The following is a 16000-nucleotide window of genomic DNA, read 5'->3' on the forward strand; positions in this document are numbered from 1 at the left end:
CCGCCCGGGCGGGGAGCGCGAGGCCGCCGGCGCCCGCGGTGCGCCGGGGTCCGGGGGCGGGTCGGGCTCCGGGGCCGGGCAGGGCTCCGGGGGCGGGCAGGGCTCCGGGGGCGGGCCGGGCTCCGAGGCCGGGTCCGGGTCCGGGTCCACCCTGCCGGCGGGCGCAGGCCAGGAGGACCGGGCCGGGCGCGAGCCGGACGACGATCTCGGCCCTCGCGACACCCCCGCCCCGGCGGACGTGGACGGCGACGCGACGCGCGAGCCGCCGGACGCCGGGAGCAGCGGCAGCGCGGGGACGGGCGGGGCTGCCGGGACCGGCGGGACCGCGGGGCGTGGGGCGCGCGGACGCCCCGGCCCGAGCGGACGGAAGGGACGCCCGCGCACGGGCGCGAGCACCCACGAAGGAGATGGTTCACGTGCCGGCAACCGTTGACGGCCACCACCAGCCCCGCACCTACGGCAACTGGCGGCGCCCCACCACGCCGGGCCTCATGGGCCTGGGCACGGCCGGGACGATGATCCTGATGGCCGGCCTGGTGGTGGTGGTGCTCGTCGTCATGTTGACCGAGCTGCTCACCGGCCTGGTGGTGGCCGCCGGGCTGGCGGTCGTGCTGCTGGCCATCGGGGTGCGCGACAAGCACGGCCTCAACGCCCTCGACAAGGGCGCCACCCGGTGGTCCTGGTGGCGCCAGCGCTCCGCCGGCGAGCACCTGTACCGCTCCGGCCCGCTCGGCCAGGTGCCGTGGGGCACCTGTCAGCTGCCCGGGCTGGCGGCGTCGTCGAAGCTGACGGAGCACTCCGACTCCTACGGGCGGCGCTTCGCCCTGATCCGCGTCCCGGCCACCGCCACCTACACCCTCGTCATCGGCACCGAGCCCGACGGCGCCGCCCTGGTGGACGAGGAGCAGGTGGACGCCTGGGTCGCGGACTGGGGCCTGTGGCTGGCCAACCTCGGCGACGAGCCGGGGATCGTCGCCGCGTCGGTGACCATCGAGACCGCGCCCGACACCGGCACCCGGCTGCGCCGCGAGGTCGGGACGAACCTCGACCCCGACGCGCCGGAGTTCGCCCGGGCGCTGCTGGCCGAGACGGTCGCCGAGTACCCGCACGGCTCCTCCACCGTGCGCGCCTACGTGGCGCTGACGTTCAACGCCACGCACAACGGCCGGCGCCGCCAGCCCGCCGAGTTCGCCCGCGAGCTCGGGGCCCGCCTGCCCGGGCTCACCGGCGAGCTGCAGGCCACCGGCGCCGGCCCCGCGCACCCGGTGGACGCCGCGGAGCTGTGCGAGCTGGTGCGGGTGGCGTACGACCCGGCCGCGGCGACCGCCGTCGACGAGGCGCACGCCGAGGGCGAGGTCACGCACCTGACGTGGTCCGACGTCGGCCCCTCGGCCGCCGAGGCGTCCTGGGACGACTACCGGCACGACTCCGGCGTGTCGGTGAGCTGGGCCATGACGGGCGCCCCGCGCGGCAACGTCCAGGCGTCGATCCTGTCCCGGCTGCTCGCCCCCCACCGCGACGTCGCCCGCAAGCGCGTCACCCTGCTGTACCGGCCCATCGACGCCGCGTCCGCCGCCGCGATCGTCGAGGCGGACCTGCGCGCCGCGCAGTTCCGGCAGTCCTCCTCGGACAGGCCGACCGCCCGGGACGTCCTCGCCACCCGCGCCGCGGCGCTGACCGCGCAGGAGGAGGCCGCGGGTGCGGGGCTGGTCAACTTCGGCATGCTCGTCACCGCCACGGTCCTCGACGAGGCCCGCGAGGCGGACGCCCGCGCCGCCGTCGAGAACCTCGCGGCCACCGCGCGGCTGCGGCTGCGGCCCGCCTACGGCTCCCAGGACACGGCCTTCGCGGCGGCGCTGCCGCTCGGCCTGGTCCTGCCGCGCCACCTCGACCTGCCCTCGCAGATGCGGAGCCGGCTGTGAGCCCCCGGAAGAGCGAGGGGACGACGTCGGCACCGCCGCGACCGGGACCGCGCGGCTGGCCCGGGCGCGGGCGGGGCCGGGCCGGGTCGATCCAGCCGGTGCCGGAGTGGCGCGGCTCCACCCGCCAGGTGTGCGGGCTCTGGCCGTTCGCCGTCGGCTCCGGGACCCCGATGGTGGGGGTGCCGCTGGGCCGGAACATGGTCACGGGCGCCACGGTGTGCTGCGACCCGGTGTCGTGGTTCCAGCGCGCGAACCTCATCTCCAACCCCTCGGCCTTCGTGCTCGGCCTGCCGGGCCTGGGCAAGTCGACGCTGGTGCGGCGGATGGCGGCGGGGCTTGCGGGCTACGGCGTCATGCCGCTGGTGCTGGGCGACCTCAAGCCGGACTACGTCGACCTCATCGAGGCCCTCGGCGGGCAGGTCATCGCGCTCGGCGGGGACCGCGGGCACATCAACGTCCTGGACCCCGGCGAGGCCACCTCGGCTGCGGAGCGGCTCACCGGCGGCGCCCGGGCGATGGTGCTCTCGGACGCGCACGACCGGCGCCTGACCATGGTGTCCTCGCTGCTGACCATCCTGCGCGCCCAGCCGCCGACCGACCGGGAGGAGACGATCCTCGACCGGGCGCTGCGCGTGCTCGACGAGCGCCACGACGGCGTGCCGGTGCTGCCGGACCTGCTGGAGGTCATCCGGTCCGCGCCGGAGGACGTCCGGCAGGTGGCGCTGGACCGCGGCTCCCTCGAGCGCTACCAGGCGGTCACGGAGAACCTCGAGGCCTCGCTCATCGGGCTGGTCGACGGCGGCCGGCTGGGCCGGACCTTCTCCCGCCCCACCACCAACCCGATGCGGCGGGACCGCCCGGTGGTCTACGACGTCAGCCACATCGACGACGCCCAGACGGACCTCCAGGCCGCGGTCATGCTGGCCTGCTGGTCGGCCGGGTTCGGGACCGTCAACGTGGCCAACGCCCTCGCCGACGCGGGGGTGGAGCCGCGCCGGCACTACTTCGTGGTGCTCGACGAGCTGTGGCGGGTGCTGCGCGCCGGCCGCGGCATCGTCGACCGGGTCGACGCCCTGACCCGGCTGAACCGCACCCGCGGGGTGGGGACCGTGATGGTGTCCCACACGATGTCGGACCTGCTCGCCCTGCCGGCGGAGGAGGACCGGATGAAGGCCCGCGGGTTCGTCGAGCGCTCGGGGATGGTCGTGGCGGGCGGGCTGCCGGGGGCGGAGATGTCGATGCTCACCCAGGCGGTGCCGCTCTCGCGCGCCGAGCAGGAGCTGCTCATCGGCTGGCAGGACCCGCCCGCGTGGGACCCGGTGCACCACCGGGAGACCGAGCCGCCCGGGCGCGGGAAGTTCCTCGTCAAGGTCGGCGGCCGGCCGGGCATCCCCGTGCAGGTGCAGCTGACCAGCGTCGAGCTCGGCATCCACGACACCAACAAGCGCTGGCGGGAGCTCTCCCGCGTGGGCCGCGTGGAACGGGCGGAGGAGTAGAGCGCTCCGCGCCGCCACCCGCGCATCGCCGCCGCCACCGCCGCCGCCACACCCGCCACCCGCCACCCGCCGCCGCCGCCGCCGCCGCCCGAGCATCTCCCTCGACGGCTAAGTGCTCCTGAGCAGATGAAGTGGATCGAGGACGACTTCATCTGCTCAGGAGCACTTATCGGACCGAACCGTCCGGGCGTCAGCGCGGGCGCCCGCCACCAAGCCGCGGGGACGACTTTCGCGGGCATTCCTAGATGAGGCACCGCGCCCGTTTCGGGGGCACTCTTCGTGAGTCTCGTCGAAGTCTTGACACGCATACGTGAACTCCGCTTCACTAATCACGTTGGTGGAGGGGAGTAACCCCAAGCGTTCCGTCGTCATCACGTCCCGCACGAATGCGGGTCCGGCGGGGCGGGCCCGGTCCGGGCCGGGAGAGACCTCCGGTCGGTGAAGTGACCGGAGGGTGGTGCTCTCGGATGGATGTTCCGTTCTGGGTGTGGGCGACGGTGATCGCCTTCATCGTGGTGATGCTCGCGATCGACCTCTTCGCCCACCGTCGCGCCCATGTCATCGGGGTGCGAGAGGCCGCGATCTGGTCGGCGATCTGGGTGGCGTTCGGGATCGCCTTCGGCGCGCTGGTGTGGAGCGTCTACGGCGCCGAGCCCGGGCAGCAGTACTTCGCCGGGTACCTGATCGAGAAGTCCCTGGCGGTCGACAACGTCTTCGTCTGGGCGATCATCTTCAGCTACTTCGGCGTCCCGCGGGAGTACCAGCACCGGGTGCTGTTCCTCGGCGTGCTCGGCGCGCTCGTCCTGCGCGGCGGGTTCATCGCCGCCGGCGCCGCGCTCATCGAGAACTTCTCCTGGGTGCTGTACGTCTTCGCCGCCTTCCTGCTGTGGACCGGGTACCGGATGATCCGCTCCCGCGACGAGCACCTCGACCCGGCGGGGTCGCGGACGCTGCGGCTGTTCCGCCGCTTCGTGCCGATGACCGACGCCTACTACGGCCAGCGACTCCTCGTCCGCGTCGGCGGAACCCTCGTGGCCACCCCGCTGCTCGCCGTGCTGGTGCTCGTGGAGGTCACCGACGTCGTGTTCGCGGTGGACTCGATCCCGGCCATCTTCGCGGTGACCGACGACGTCTTCCTGGTGTTCACCGCCAACGCCTTCGCCATCCTCGGGCTGCGGGCGATGTATTTCCTGCTGGCCGACCTGATCCACCGCTTCGTCTACCTCAAGATCGGCCTCGCCCTGGTGCTGATCTGGGTGGGCGTGAAGATGCTGCTCAAGATCGACCTGTTCTACATCCCCACGTCGATCTCCCTGGCCGTGGTGGCGACCATCATCGGCACCTCGGTCGTGGCCAGCCTCCGCGCCACCCGCGGGCAGAGCCGGCGGGAGCTCCCCTCGCCGGCCGCCGCGCCCTTCCGGGTGGCGACGGAGGAGGAGCTCGCCGCGAGCGCGCCGGCCTGGAAGGCCCGGTGAGGTCGACGCGCGGCGGACGCCGCCCCACGGCGGCGGAGCGAGAGGGGAGGATGTGGTCATGGCTGCCGACGACGACGCACGGCCGGGGTGGACGTTCCTGACCAACCACGGCCACGTCCTCCTCGCCGTCGCCGCCGCCCCGGACGCCCGGGTGAGCGACCTCGCCCGCCAGGTCGGGATCACGCCGCGCGCCACCCTCGCCATCCTCAGCGACCTCGAGGCGGACGGGTACGTCCGGCGCACCCGGGTCGGGCGGCGGACGCACTACACCGTCAACTCACACCGGCCGTTCCGGCACCCCGCGAACGCCGCGCACGAGGTCGGCGAGCTGCTCGGCATCTTCAGCGAGCACCCGCCGCCAGCTCGAGCGCCACGTCGATGATCATGTCCTCCTGGCCGCCGACGTAGCCGCGCTCCCCCACCTCGCGCAGGATGTCGTGGGCCGGGACGCCGTACCGGGCGGCCGCACGCTCAGCGTGCAGCAGGAAGGAGTTGTAGACGCCGAAGCGCCCCTGCACGATCGAGGACCGGTCCGCCACGGGCAGCCGGGGCACCAGCGGGCGCAGCACGTCCTCGGCAGCGGCCAGGACGGCGTCGACGTCGATCCCCGTGGGGACGCCCAGCTTCTCGAAGGCTGCGGCGAGGATCTCCGTGGGCGAGTTCCCGGGCCCGGCCCCGAGCGCGCACAGGGTGCCGTCGATCTGGCGGGCGCCGGCGTCGTAGGCGGCGAGGGAGTTCGCCACCCCGAGCGAGAGGTTCTGGTGGCCGTGGAAACCGACCTGGGCGTCGTCGCCCAGCTCCGCGACGAGCGCGGCGACCCGGTCCGTCGCGGTGCCCGGCATGAGCGCCCCGGCCGAGTCGACGACGTAGACGCACTGGCACCCCGCGTCGGCCATGATCCGGGCCTGGCCGGCGAGGCCCTCCGGGGTGTTGCGGTGGGACAGCATCAGGAACCCGACGGTCTCCATGCCCAGGTCCCGGGCTGCGCCGAAGTGCTGCGCGGAGATGTCCGCCTCGGTGCTGTGCGTCGCCACCCGGGCGATCGTCGCCCCGGCGCCGTGCGCCTCGCGGAGGTTCTCCACGGTGCCGAGCCCGGGCAGGAGCAGGACGGCGATCCGGGCCGATGTCACGGCTTCCGCGGCGGCCGCCACGAGCTGGGCGTCACTGCGCGCGCCGAAGCCGTAGTTGAACGAGGACCCGGCGAGGCCGTCTCCGTGGGTGACCTCGATAACCTGCACGCCCGCCCGGTCCAGGGCGCCGGCAACGGCGCGGACGTCGTCCTCGGTGAAGCGGTGGCGCACGGCATGGCTGCCGTCGCGGAGCGTGGTGTCGGTGATGCGGACAGACGTCGGGCCCGTCCCGCGCCCCGGGCGACCCGCGCCCGTCTCGGTGGTGGTCATCGCTGGTTCGCTCCCTTGGCCTGGCCGATCAGCTCGCCCACCCGCAGGGCGGCGGCGGTCATGATGTCGAGGTTGCCGGCCCACTCGGGCAGGTAGTCGCCGTTGCCCCGGACCTCGAGCAGCACGGTGACGCGGGCGTTGCCGTCCCACAGCTCCTCGGCGTCGTCGAACTGCGGCTCGCCGCGCAGCTGGTAGCCCGGCACGTAGGCCTGGACCTCCCGCACGCGGCGGTGGATCGACGCGGCGATCGCGTCCCGGTCGGCGTCGGCGGGGATCGCGCAGAACACGGTGTCCCGCATGATCATGGGCGGGTCGACCGGGTTGAGGATGATGATCGCCTTGCCGCGCCCGGCCCCGCCGACCGACTCGACGGCCCGGGCGGTGGTCTGCGTGAACTCGTCGATGTTCGCGCGCGTCCCCGGCCCCGCCGACCGCGACGCGATCGAGGCCACGATCTCGGCGTAGGGCACCTCGGTCACGCTGGAGACCGCGTCGACGATCGGGATGGTCGCCTGCCCGCCGCAGGTGATCATGTTGACGTTCGGCGCGTCCAGGTGCTCGGTGTTCACGGCCGGGCACAGGAAGGGCCCGACGGCGGCCGGGGTCAGGTCGACCGCGGTGATGCCGGCCTCCCGGTACCGCGGCGCGTTCGCCAGGTGGGCCCGGGCGGAGGTCGCCTCGAACACGATGTCAGGCAGGGCGCCCTGGGCCAGCAGCCAGTCCACGCCCCCGTGGCTGGCCTCGACGCCGAGGCCGCGGGCACGGGCGAGCCCGTCCGAGGTCGGGTCCACCCCCACCATGGAGTGAACGTCGAGCGACTCCGAGCGCAGCAGCTTCACGAGCAGGTCGGTCCCGATGTTGCCGGGCCCGACGACGGCTGCGCTCAGCCGCCGCCCGGGGGCCGGCGCGAGCGCGGCAGCTCGTTGCGTGACGGTCATGGTCATCCTCCTGGTCGGCTGGACGGCGGTCGGCTGAACGGCGGTCAGTCGCCGGCCGGGTCGATCTGCATCACGACGGCCTTGGGCTCCGTGAAGAACTCGCGGCTGAACGACCCGCCCTCCCGGCCCACCCCCGAGTCACCGACGCCGCCGAAGGGGGCGCGCAGGTCACGGATGAAGAAGCAGTTCACCCACACCGTCCCGACGCGCAGCCGGGAGGACACCCGGTGGGCCCGCGAGAGGTTCTCGCTGAAGAGCATGGCGTTGAGGCCGAACGGGGAGGCGTTGACCAGGCCCACCACCTCGTCCTCGCTGTCGAAGGGCGTCACGGTGACGATCGGCCCGAAGATCTCCTCGCGCTGGTGGGGCGAGTCCTCGGCGAGTCCGGTGACGATCGTGGGCAGGACGAACAGGCCCTCCCCGAGCGCGCCGGTGAGCACCGTGCCTCCCTCCGCCTCGATCGCCTCGAAGTAGGAGCGCACCTTGGCGTGGTGGGTCGCGGACGAGAGCGGGCCCAGCTGGGTGGCGGGGTCCTTCGGGTCACCGGCCACCATCGCGCGGGCGGCGGCCACGAAACGCTCGAGGAACTCCTCCTGGATCGAGCGGTGGACGTACAGGCGTGAGCCGGCGAGGCAGACCTGGCCGGCGTTGGTGAAGATGGCCCGCACCGACCAGGCGACGGCGTTGTCGAGGTCGGCGTCGGCGAAGACGACGTTCGCCCCCTTGCCGCCGAGCTCGAGGCTGACCGGCGTGAGGTTCCGCGCCGCGGCACCGGCGATCGCCCGCCCGGTGCCGGACTCGCCGGTGAAGGTGATCCGGTCGACGTCGGGGTGCGCCGTCAGTGCCTCGCCGACGGAGTCGGGGCCGTAGCCGTGGACGACGTTGAAGACCCCGGGCGGGATGCCGGCCTCCAGCGCGAGGCGTGCCAGGATCGTGGCCGACGCCGGGGAGTCCTCGGCGGGCTTGAGGACCACGGTGTTCCCCCAGGCGAGGGCGGGGGCGACCTTCCAGCTCTCGAGCATCATCGGGAAGTTCCACGGCGCGATGGCGACGACGACGCCGGCAGCCTCGTAGCGCGTGTAGGCGTGGTGGCCGGAGTCCATCGGCAGGGCCTCGGCCGCGGTGAGCTGCGCGTGGTCGGCGAAGAACCGGAAGTTGTCGGCGGTGCGGGGCACGTCGTTGCCGCGGCTCTGGGTGATCGGCTTGCCCATGTCCCGGGTGTCGGCCAGGGCGAGCTCGTCCCCGTGCTCGAGGATGAGGTCGGCGAAGCGGGCGAGGATCGCCTGACGCTCCCGGCGCCCCATCCGGGGCCAGGGCCCCTCGTCGAACGCGCGGCGTGCGGCGGCGACGGCGAGGTCGGCCTCCGCCTTCCCGCCGAGCGGGAACCGCGCCCAGACCTGGCCGGTGTACGGGTCGACGCTGTCGAACGTGGCGCCGTCGGCGGAGGGCACCTCGTAGCCGCCGATGACGTGACCGAAGGTGACCACGGGCGCCTCGGCTCGCAGCGGGCCGGCCGCGTAGGCCGGCGGCTGCTCGCCGGGGCTCGGGGCGGAGGTCTCGGCGACCTGGCTGGTCGGGTTCATTTCAGCGTCCTTCCTGGTCGCGCTCGGCGAGGGTCTGATCGCCCGCGGACCACAGCTCGCGGGGCACCTCGCGCACGATCACGCGGATGTTCTGGGGGCTGGCGTCAAGGCTGACGCGGACCGCCTCGTGGACCCGGTGCATGAGCTCGCGTAGCTGTTCGGGCTGCCGGCCCTGGGTGAGGGTGACTTCGACGAGTGGCACGGTTCAGGCTCCTGTCACGGTGACGCTGCCGAGGTGGCTGAAGTGGAGCGACACGGACGAGCCGGGACGGAGGAAGACCGCGTCGGTGATGCCGCCGGTGAGCACGATCCAGCCGGCGCGGAGCCGGTGCCCGCGGGCGCCGAGCGAGTTGGCGGCGAGTGCGAGAGCCTCCGCGGGGTGGCCCTGGACGGCGGCCGCGGTCGCGGTGTCGACGATCTCGCCGTCGACCTCGACGAGGCAGGCCTCCAGGGAGAGGTCGAGGTCGCCCGGGTCGAGGGAGACGGGTCCGCTGCCCCAGCGGGCGGCGGAGGCGTTGTCGGCGATGACGTCCGGCAGCGTGAAGCGGAAGTCGCGGTAGCGCGAGTCGATGATCTCGTAGCCGCCGAGGACGGCGGAGACGGACCTCATCGCGCGGGCCGCGGTGATGCCGGGCCCGGCGAGGTCCTCGCCGAGGACGAAGACGATCTCCGGCTCCACCCGGGGGTGGATCAGCTCGGCCAGCGGTGCGGGGGCGCCCGCCGGGAGGGTCATGGCGTCGGTGAGCCAGGCGGTCAGCGGCGCGTCGATGCCCATCCGCTGCTGCTTGGCCCGCGAGGTCAGGCCGAGCTTGACCCCCGTGACGGTCTGGCCCTCGGCGACCTTGCGCTCCACGAGCAGGTCCTGCGCCCGGTAGGCGGTCTCGATGTCGAGGCCGGGGAACTCGTCGGTGATCGGCGTCCGGTCGTACCGGCCGGCCTCGGCCGCGTACAGCTCCTCGACCACCCGGTCGATCGTCCAGTCCCCCACCCCTGCTCCTTCTCTGGCGCCGTCGGCCCGCGCGCCGGTCGTCGTGGTCATGCCGCCACAGCCATCCGCGTGCTGACGGTGCCGAGCCCGGCGAAGGTCGCCCGGACCGTGCCGCCCGGCCGGAGCGCCTGGGCGGCGGTGAGCGAGCCGGGGATCACCACCTGGCCCGCCTCGAGGGTCGTGCCCAGCGCGCCGACGGTGTTGGCGAGCCAGACGAGCGCGTTGATGGGGGATCCCAGGACCGCCCCTCCCGCGCCGGTGGCCACGACCTCGCCGTCGACGGCGAGGACGCACCCGGTCAGGCGCAGGTCGACGTCGGCGAGCCGCACGGGCCGGGACCCGAGGACGACCGCGCCGGAGGAGGCGTTGTCGGCCACCGTGTCGGCGAGCCCGATGCGCCAGTCGCGGATGCGCGAGTCGATGATCTCGAGCGCGGGCAGCACGCAGTCCACGGCCCGCACGGCGTCGACGACGGTGACGCCCGGCCCGGCGAGGTCGCGGCCGAGCACGAACGCGATCTCCGGCTCGACCTTCGGCTGGACGAAGTCCGCCGGGTCGAGGGCCTGGCCCTCGCCGTGGATCATCGTGTCCAGCAGCTGGCCGTAGTCGGGCTGGTCCACGCCGAGCTGGCGCTGCATGACTCGGGAGGTCAGGCCGACCTTGTGGCCGCGCACGGACCGCCCCCCGGCCACCCAGCGGTCCAGCTGGATGCGCTGGATCGCGTAGGCGTCGTCGAGGTCGATGTCGGGGTAGGTCTCGGTCAGCGGGGCGACGGCCTCGCCGTCGTAGGCGGCCAGCAACGCCTCGGCGGCGGCCATGCGGTCCTGGGTCTCCATGGTCTACTCGCTCGCGACGAGGTCGGCCATGTCGACGGGCTCGGCGAACGCGCCCGTGGCGATCATGAGGTCGTTCCACCGGCCCAGCTCCTCGGCGTCGGGAGCGCCCTCCACCCAGGTCGGCAGCTCCAGCGCGGCCGCGGCCTCCGGGCTCGTCTCGGAGTAGGTCTGCACGGCCTCGCGCGCGGCGTCGGGGTCCTCGGCCAGGAGGGCGTTGGCCTTCTCGATGGCGCGGGCGAAGGCGGCGGCGGTGTTGGGGTTCTCGGCGACGAACTTGTCCGTCATGCCCAGGCCCGACACGGGGATCTCCTCGGCGATGCCGCTGTAGGACGCGAAGACCTTCCGCGCGCCCTCGGCGGCCACGATGGAGCGGAAGGGCTCGGCGACCCACACCGCGTCGACGTTGCCCAGGGAGAGCGCGGCCGGCATGTCGGGGAACGGCATCTCGACGAACTGGATGCTGGCCATGTCCACGCCGAGCTCGTCGAGGGCGGCCTTGATGCTGACGTCGCCGATGTTGTTCAGCGTGTTGACGGCGATCGTGGCGCCGGCCAGGTCCTCGGGGTCCTGGATCGGGGAGTCGACGTTCACGAAGACGCCGGCGGTCTCCTCGTTGCCGCGGATCCCCTCGGCGACGATGGTGACCCCGAGGCCCTTCTGCTCGGCGAGGAAGAACGACGGGTAGCTGGCGAAGGCCGCGTGCAGGTCCCCGGAGACCATGGCGGGCAGCGCGGCGGCGCCGCCCTGCATGACGGTGGCCTCGACGCTGAGGCCCTCCTCCTCGAAGAAGCCCTCGTCCACGGCGACCTGGACCGAGGCATGGTCGACGACGGGGACGATGCCGACCGCGAGCTCGGCGATCTCGGGCTCGCCGTCGGTCGACGCGGCGGTGTCGGGGGCGTCGGCGGCGGCGGTGTCTTCGGCACCGCCGGCCGAGCAGGCGGCGAGAGCGGCGGCGAGGGTCAGGGCGAGGGGCAGGGCGGCCATGGAGCGGGGGTAGATGCGCATCGTTCCTCCTTGAACAGACGGCGGGTAACACGAATATTGATAGTAATGATTAGTCTTGTCAAGCGCGCGGGCGCTCAGAGCCCCCGACGCAGCCAGCCCACCATCACCGGACGCGAAGGCGACGCGGCGATCGCAACGAGGCGCAGGCTTCGGCGTCTCGCGGCCGGCGTGAGACGCCGGGCGACGTGGACTCGACGGCCCCCGGCCCGGGCTGCGGTGAACCCGTGCCGAGGAGCTGGTGGGCTCGAGGCGCTACATCAGGTGCGTGGCCATCCCGCCGTGCACGGCGAGGACGGTGCCGGTCACGTGCGACGCCCGCGGCGAAACCAGGTACACGATCGCGTCCGCGACCTGCTGGGCCGTGGCGGGCCGGCCGAGCGCCACCTTCCTCACGTCGCGGACGTGGTGCGCCACGGCCTCCTCCCGCGGGAGCCCGTGCCGCTCAGCGAGCGCGTCGGCGAACCCGCCCGGCTGGTCCCACAGCGGCGTGCGGGTGGGGCCGGGCGAGACGGCGTTGACGCGGATCCCGGCCGGCCCGAACTCCGTGGCGAGCGCCCCGGTCAGCGAGAGCACGGCGGCCTTGCTGGCGGCGTAGTCGACCAGCATGGGCTCGGGATAACGCCCGGAGGTCGAGGCCACGTTGACGACGGCGGCGGCGTCAGACCCGCTCAGCAGCGGGATCGCGGCACGGACGGTGCGAATCACGCTCATCAGGTTCAGGTCCAGCGTCCGCCGCCAGGCGTCGTCGTCGACCTCGAGGAATCCCGGCCGCAGAGGTGCGGCCCCGACGTTGTTGACGAGGATGTCCAGCCCGCCGAGCACCTCGTGCGTCAGGGTGGCGAGCCGGTTGCCGGCGTCCGCGGCGGACATGTCGACCTGGGCCGCGCGCACGTTCGACATCGCGTCCAGCTCGGCACAGCAGTCGGGGTCCAGGTCGGCGGCGAGCACCGTGGCCCCCTCGTTCACGAGCGTCTCCACGACGGCGCGACCGATGCCCTTGCCGGCTCCCGTCACGATCGCGCGCCGGCCGGCGAGCCCGAGGTCCACGTCCGCCTCGCTCAGCCGTGCAGCCGGCCGGTCATGGCCTCGGAGAGGGGCGTGTGGGCCTCGACCGCCCGCCTGACCCGGTCCGGCTCACCGGACGCGATCGCGTCGACGAGCTCCCGGTGCAGCTGGAGGTTCTCGGGGAAGGACGCGGCGAAGTCCGGGTCGGGAGCGACGTCCTTGACCGCCTCGCGGGCCGTCTCCAGGAGGGAGATGTAGATCGTCCTGAGCAGCGGGTTCGCCGAGATGCCGGCGATCTCCTCGTGCAGGTCCCAGTTCCGCAGCAGGTACTCACGCGGCTGGTCGCCCAGCCGGGACATGGCCTCGACGATCTCGTCGAGGCGGGCGAGCTGCTCCGGCCCGGCGTTCCGCGCGGCCTGGATCGCGACCGGGAGCTCGAGGGCGTTGCGGATCTCGAGCGTGTCGGAGACCGACATCGCGTCGGCACCAAGCCCGAGAATCAGGTGGCTGAGGCGGATGTGCGCCGAGGGGCGGGCGACGAAGATGCCACCCCGCGGCCCGGGTCTGGCCTCCACCAGCCCCCGCGTCTCGAGCAGCCGGACCGCCTCGTTCAGCGTGCCGGCGGCGACGCCGAACTGGCTCTGGAGCTCAGTTTTTGTGCCGAGCCGGTCACCGGGGAGCACCTGCTCGGTAGCGATCAGCTCGCTGATGCGCTCGGCCACCGCCTGGCCGCGCGAGGTGCGCTCGGTCCGGCCGAGGTGGAGGGCGGTCGGGGTGTCCGTCATGCCCGAACGATAGTATTGATTACGCTCGATGGCCAACACTGCCGCGCTGCGTGGTCACCTCCGGCGTGATCACGCCGGTGGTCACCCCCGGCGCGGTCACCTCCACGTCGAGGGCACGGAGCAGGTCGATCATCCGGCGCGCCCAGTCCACCTTCACCCTGGCCAGCTCGACCTGCCGGGCGAAGACCATCGCCTTGACCTCGGCGATCCGGCGGTGCTCCCGCACGGGCCGAATCTTCAGGCGCTCCCGCAGCAGCGGGGTGTCCCGGCGGAGCAGCGCGTCCCGGTGCTCCTCCCACTGCTTGATCAGCGCCCCCTGCTCCGCGACGTGGGCCTCGAGGACCGCGACGGCGCTGTCCGTGTCGATACTGTCGAATCCCAGGGCCTGCAGGGCAAAGGGGTCGCGCGTGGGCGGCTCGGGGTGCGGCGCCGAGATCCACTGCGCCAGGGCCCGGTCCCCCTCGGGTGTCAGCGCATAGTCCGCAGTGCTGAGCCCGTTGTCTCCCTCGCGGAGCGTGCCGGCGATCAGGCCGTCCTCGCGCAGTTTCGCGAGGACGCCGTAGACCTGGCTCTGCGGCGCCGACCAGACCCAGCGCTGCGCCTCGGCGAAGCGGCGGGCCAGCCGGTAGCCGTTCGTCGGACTCGCCTGGAGAACCTCCAGCACCGCGTACTTCAGGGACATGACGAAAGGATACGTCCGACCTCCGGCACTGGAGTATTCCTATGTAGACCTATTCCGTGGTAGAACGTCCTCGACGGACCGCACTCGACGACGAGGAGCACCTCCCGTGCCGAACACCGCAGACGACCTGGTCCTCGCTGGTCGCGCGCTGGCACGCCACGGTCTGGTCGACGCCTTCGGTCACGTCTCGGCCCGCACGGACGACGGCTCGTGGGCCATCACCCCGCCTGTGCCGCTCGCCCGGGCGACCGCCGGCGCCGTGCGTACCCTCGACCTCACGACACCCGACCTCGCGCCGGGCGTGCCGCGCGAGGCCTGGATCCACCGGGAGATCGCGGCCGCCCGCCCGGACGTTGGGGCCGTCTGCCGCGCGCAGCCCCCCACGGCCACCGCGCTCGCCGGCGCCGGCGTCCCCATCCGCCCGCTGCACGGCCAGGGCGCGTTCCTCGGCCCGCAGGTCGCGGTCCACGACGACCCCCGCCTGGTCCGGGACCGGGCTGCCGCCGCCAGGCTCGCCGCCACCCTCGGCGCCGGGTCCGCCGTCCTCATGCGGGGTAACGGCGCGGTCACCGTCGGGGCCGACGTGAGCGAGGCGATAGCCCGCATGTGGGTACTTGAGCGGTCGGCACTCATGAACGCCACCGCCGCCGCCAGCGGCACCCCCATTCCCCTGGACGACGACGAGCAGGACGCCTGGCGTGCCGTCGCCCCGGAGCTTCTGCATCGGATCTGGCTGTACCTCAAGGAGGAGGAATCATGATCGAGCTGGTCGACATCGCGTACGTGCGCTCCGGAACCGCCGACCTGCGGGCGGCGGTGAAGTTCGCGACCGACATCGTCGGGATGGAGCTGGTCAAGGAGGAGGAGGGCATCGCCTACCTCCGGGTGGACCACCGCCACCACTGCCTGGCCTTCGTCGAGGGCCGCTCGGGCGTGCTCAGCTCCGGCTTCGTGCTGCGCGACATGGCCGCCCTCGACGCGGCGGAGGCGGAGCTGCGCGAGATCGGCCTGAAGGTCAGGCGCGGGACTGAGGCGGGCGCCCGCTCCCGCCACGTCCGCGACTACCTCACCTTCGAGGACCCGGCCGGCAATCGGGTCGACCTCGTGGTGGGCCAGGTGAGGCTCACCGCGCCGGTGAAGTTCTCACGCCCGGCGGGCATCACGGAGTTCGGGCACATCTGCTTCGACGCGCCCGACGTGTACGCCGCGGGCCAGTTCTGGACCGAGCACTTCAACATCAAGGTCTCCGACTGGGTCACCGGCGGCGCCTGCCTCATGCGGTTCGACCCGGTGCACCACAAGCTCGCCGTGTTCCAGGGGGACCGGCCCGGCCTTTGCCACATCAACTTCCAGGTCGAGAGCATCGACGACGTCATGCGCTCGTGGCACTTCCTCGAGGAGCACGGGGTGGAGATCGAGCAGGGGCCCGGCCGGCACCCTCAGTCGACGGCGATCTTCCTGTACTTCAAGGGCCCCGAGGGCTTGACCTACGAGTACTCCTACGGCGTCCGCCAGATCGCGGAGGACGAGGACTGGACGCCACGCTGGTTCGACCCGGAGGAGCCCGGCGCCATCGACATGTGGCTCGGGCCCAAGGCGCGGGTCAGCACCCAGTACCAGGTGCCCTCGGACCTCGACGACGACTGGGAGGGCCTGCCTCGGAAGCAAGACCTGGCGGAGACGGGCCCCGCCCGCGCCACCGAGGCTTCCGAGGTCACCGCACCGGTGGGCGCCGGGGCGCAGACGACGTGACGCGCCCTGATCTGCCACGCGGCCCCGGCCATCCGGACGACTAGGCCAACCTGTCGTGAGGCTGTGCACTTCCCTTTTGCTGTCGCAAGTGAAGTGCACAGCGTCGCGACAAGGACTGCTGGACTCGTCG

The 16000-nt window shown here is 73.2% G+C and carries 16 protein-coding genes and 1 pseudogene; 7 read left to right on the forward strand and 10 right to left on the reverse strand.

Features of this window, described 5'->3' with window-relative positions; genetic code table 11:
• From KZX45_RS16910 to KZX45_RS16930, 5 genes and pseudogenes are all read left to right on the forward strand, one after another.
• Nucleotides 1-433 (forward strand): annotated as a pseudogene (locus KZX45_RS16910) (hypothetical protein); the annotation flags it as partial.
• Nucleotides 417-1922 carry an SCO6880 family protein gene (locus KZX45_RS16915; RefSeq protein WP_374112608.1) on the forward strand — a complete coding sequence of 502 codons (1506 nt, stop codon included), beginning with the start codon at nt 417-419 and terminating at the stop codon, nt 1920-1922. The pseudogene KZX45_RS16910 and the gene KZX45_RS16915, both read left to right, overlap by 17 nt.
• The gene (locus tag KZX45_RS16920; RefSeq protein ID WP_248258931.1) at nt 1919-3418 is read left to right on the forward strand and encodes an ATP-binding protein; all 1500 of its coding nucleotides are present in this window, start codon (nt 1919-1921) and stop codon (nt 3416-3418) included. Before KZX45_RS16915 ends, KZX45_RS16920 begins: the two co-directional genes overlap by 4 nt.
• Nucleotides 3419-3885: 467 nt before the next feature.
• Nucleotides 3886-4893 (forward strand): TerC family protein, encoded by a 1008-nt coding sequence (locus tag KZX45_RS16925; protein WP_248258932.1) that lies wholly within the window; start codon nt 3886-3888, stop codon nt 4891-4893.
• Between the two features lie 58 nt (nt 4894-4951).
• On the forward strand, nt 4952-5275 hold the full coding sequence (locus KZX45_RS16930; protein ID WP_248258933.1) for a winged helix-turn-helix domain-containing protein: 324 nt from the start codon (nt 4952-4954) through the stop codon (nt 5273-5275).
• Here KZX45_RS16930 and dmpG read toward each other — a convergent pair.
• The 10 genes from dmpG to KZX45_RS16980 form a co-directional block, all read right to left on the reverse strand.
• The gene (dmpG, locus tag KZX45_RS16935; RefSeq protein WP_248258934.1) at nt 5235-6293 is read right to left on the reverse strand and encodes a 4-hydroxy-2-oxovalerate aldolase; all 1059 of its coding nucleotides are present in this window, start codon (nt 6291-6293) and stop codon (nt 5235-5237) included. The genes KZX45_RS16930 and dmpG overlap by 41 nt on opposite strands.
• Complete coding sequence (locus KZX45_RS16940) at nt 6290-7231, reverse strand: acetaldehyde dehydrogenase (acetylating) (RefSeq protein WP_248258935.1); 942 nt, start codon at nt 7229-7231, stop codon at nt 6290-6292. Before KZX45_RS16940 ends, dmpG begins: the two co-directional genes overlap by 4 nt.
• Before the next feature lie 44 nt (nt 7232-7275).
• Nucleotides 7276-8814 (reverse strand): aldehyde dehydrogenase, encoded by a 1539-nt coding sequence (locus tag KZX45_RS16945; RefSeq protein ID WP_248258936.1) that lies wholly within the window; start codon nt 8812-8814, stop codon nt 7276-7278.
• Between the two features lies 1 nt (nt 8815).
• Complete coding sequence (locus KZX45_RS16950) at nt 8816-9016, reverse strand: tautomerase family protein (protein WP_248258937.1); 201 nt, start codon at nt 9014-9016, stop codon at nt 8816-8818.
• 3 nt (nt 9017-9019) lie between these two features.
• The gene (locus tag KZX45_RS16955) at nt 9020-9853 is read right to left on the reverse strand and encodes a 2-keto-4-pentenoate hydratase (protein ID WP_248258938.1); all 834 of its coding nucleotides are present in this window, start codon (nt 9851-9853) and stop codon (nt 9020-9022) included.
• Nucleotides 9850-10638, reverse strand: a complete 789-nt coding sequence (locus KZX45_RS16960) for a 2-keto-4-pentenoate hydratase (RefSeq protein WP_248258939.1) — start codon at nt 10636-10638, stop codon at nt 9850-9852. The genes KZX45_RS16955 and KZX45_RS16960 overlap by 4 nt, the downstream gene beginning before the upstream one ends.
• Before the next feature lie 3 nt (nt 10639-10641).
• Nucleotides 10642-11646 carry an ABC transporter substrate-binding protein gene (locus KZX45_RS16965; protein WP_248258940.1) on the reverse strand — a complete coding sequence of 335 codons (1005 nt, stop codon included), beginning with the start codon at nt 11644-11646 and terminating at the stop codon, nt 10642-10644.
• Nucleotides 11647-11898: 252 nt separating this feature from the next.
• Entirely contained in the window at nt 11899-12693 is a 795-nt protein-coding gene (locus KZX45_RS16970) for an SDR family oxidoreductase (RefSeq protein ID WP_248258941.1), read from the reverse strand.
• Nucleotides 12694-12704: 11 nt separating this feature from the next.
• The gene (locus KZX45_RS16975) at nt 12705-13436 is read right to left on the reverse strand and encodes a FadR/GntR family transcriptional regulator (protein ID WP_248258942.1); all 732 of its coding nucleotides are present in this window, start codon (nt 13434-13436) and stop codon (nt 12705-12707) included.
• Between the two features lie 19 nt (nt 13437-13455).
• Nucleotides 13456-14118: a PadR family transcriptional regulator gene (locus tag KZX45_RS16980; protein ID WP_248258943.1), complete on the reverse strand. Its 663-nt coding sequence runs from the start codon at nt 14116-14118 to the stop codon at nt 13456-13458.
• 106 nt (nt 14119-14224) lie between these two features.
• On the opposite strand from KZX45_RS16980, the gene KZX45_RS16985 reads away from it, so the two are divergent.
• Both KZX45_RS16985 and KZX45_RS16990 read left to right on the forward strand, forming a co-directional pair.
• Nucleotides 14225-14878, forward strand: coding sequence for a class II aldolase/adducin family protein (locus KZX45_RS16985; RefSeq protein ID WP_248258944.1), 654 nt, complete (start codon nt 14225-14227; stop codon nt 14876-14878).
• A complete protein-coding gene (locus tag KZX45_RS16990; RefSeq protein WP_248258945.1) occupies nt 14875-15870 on the forward strand; it encodes a VOC family protein in 996 nt (331 codons plus the stop codon). Before KZX45_RS16985 ends, KZX45_RS16990 begins: the two co-directional genes overlap by 4 nt.
• Nucleotides 15871-16000 lie beyond the last annotated feature (130 nt).

Origin of the sequence: Georgenia sp. EYE_87 (assembly GCF_023148685.1) — a bacterium.
Taxonomy (GTDB): Bacteria; Actinomycetota; Actinomycetes; order Actinomycetales; family Actinomycetaceae; genus Georgenia.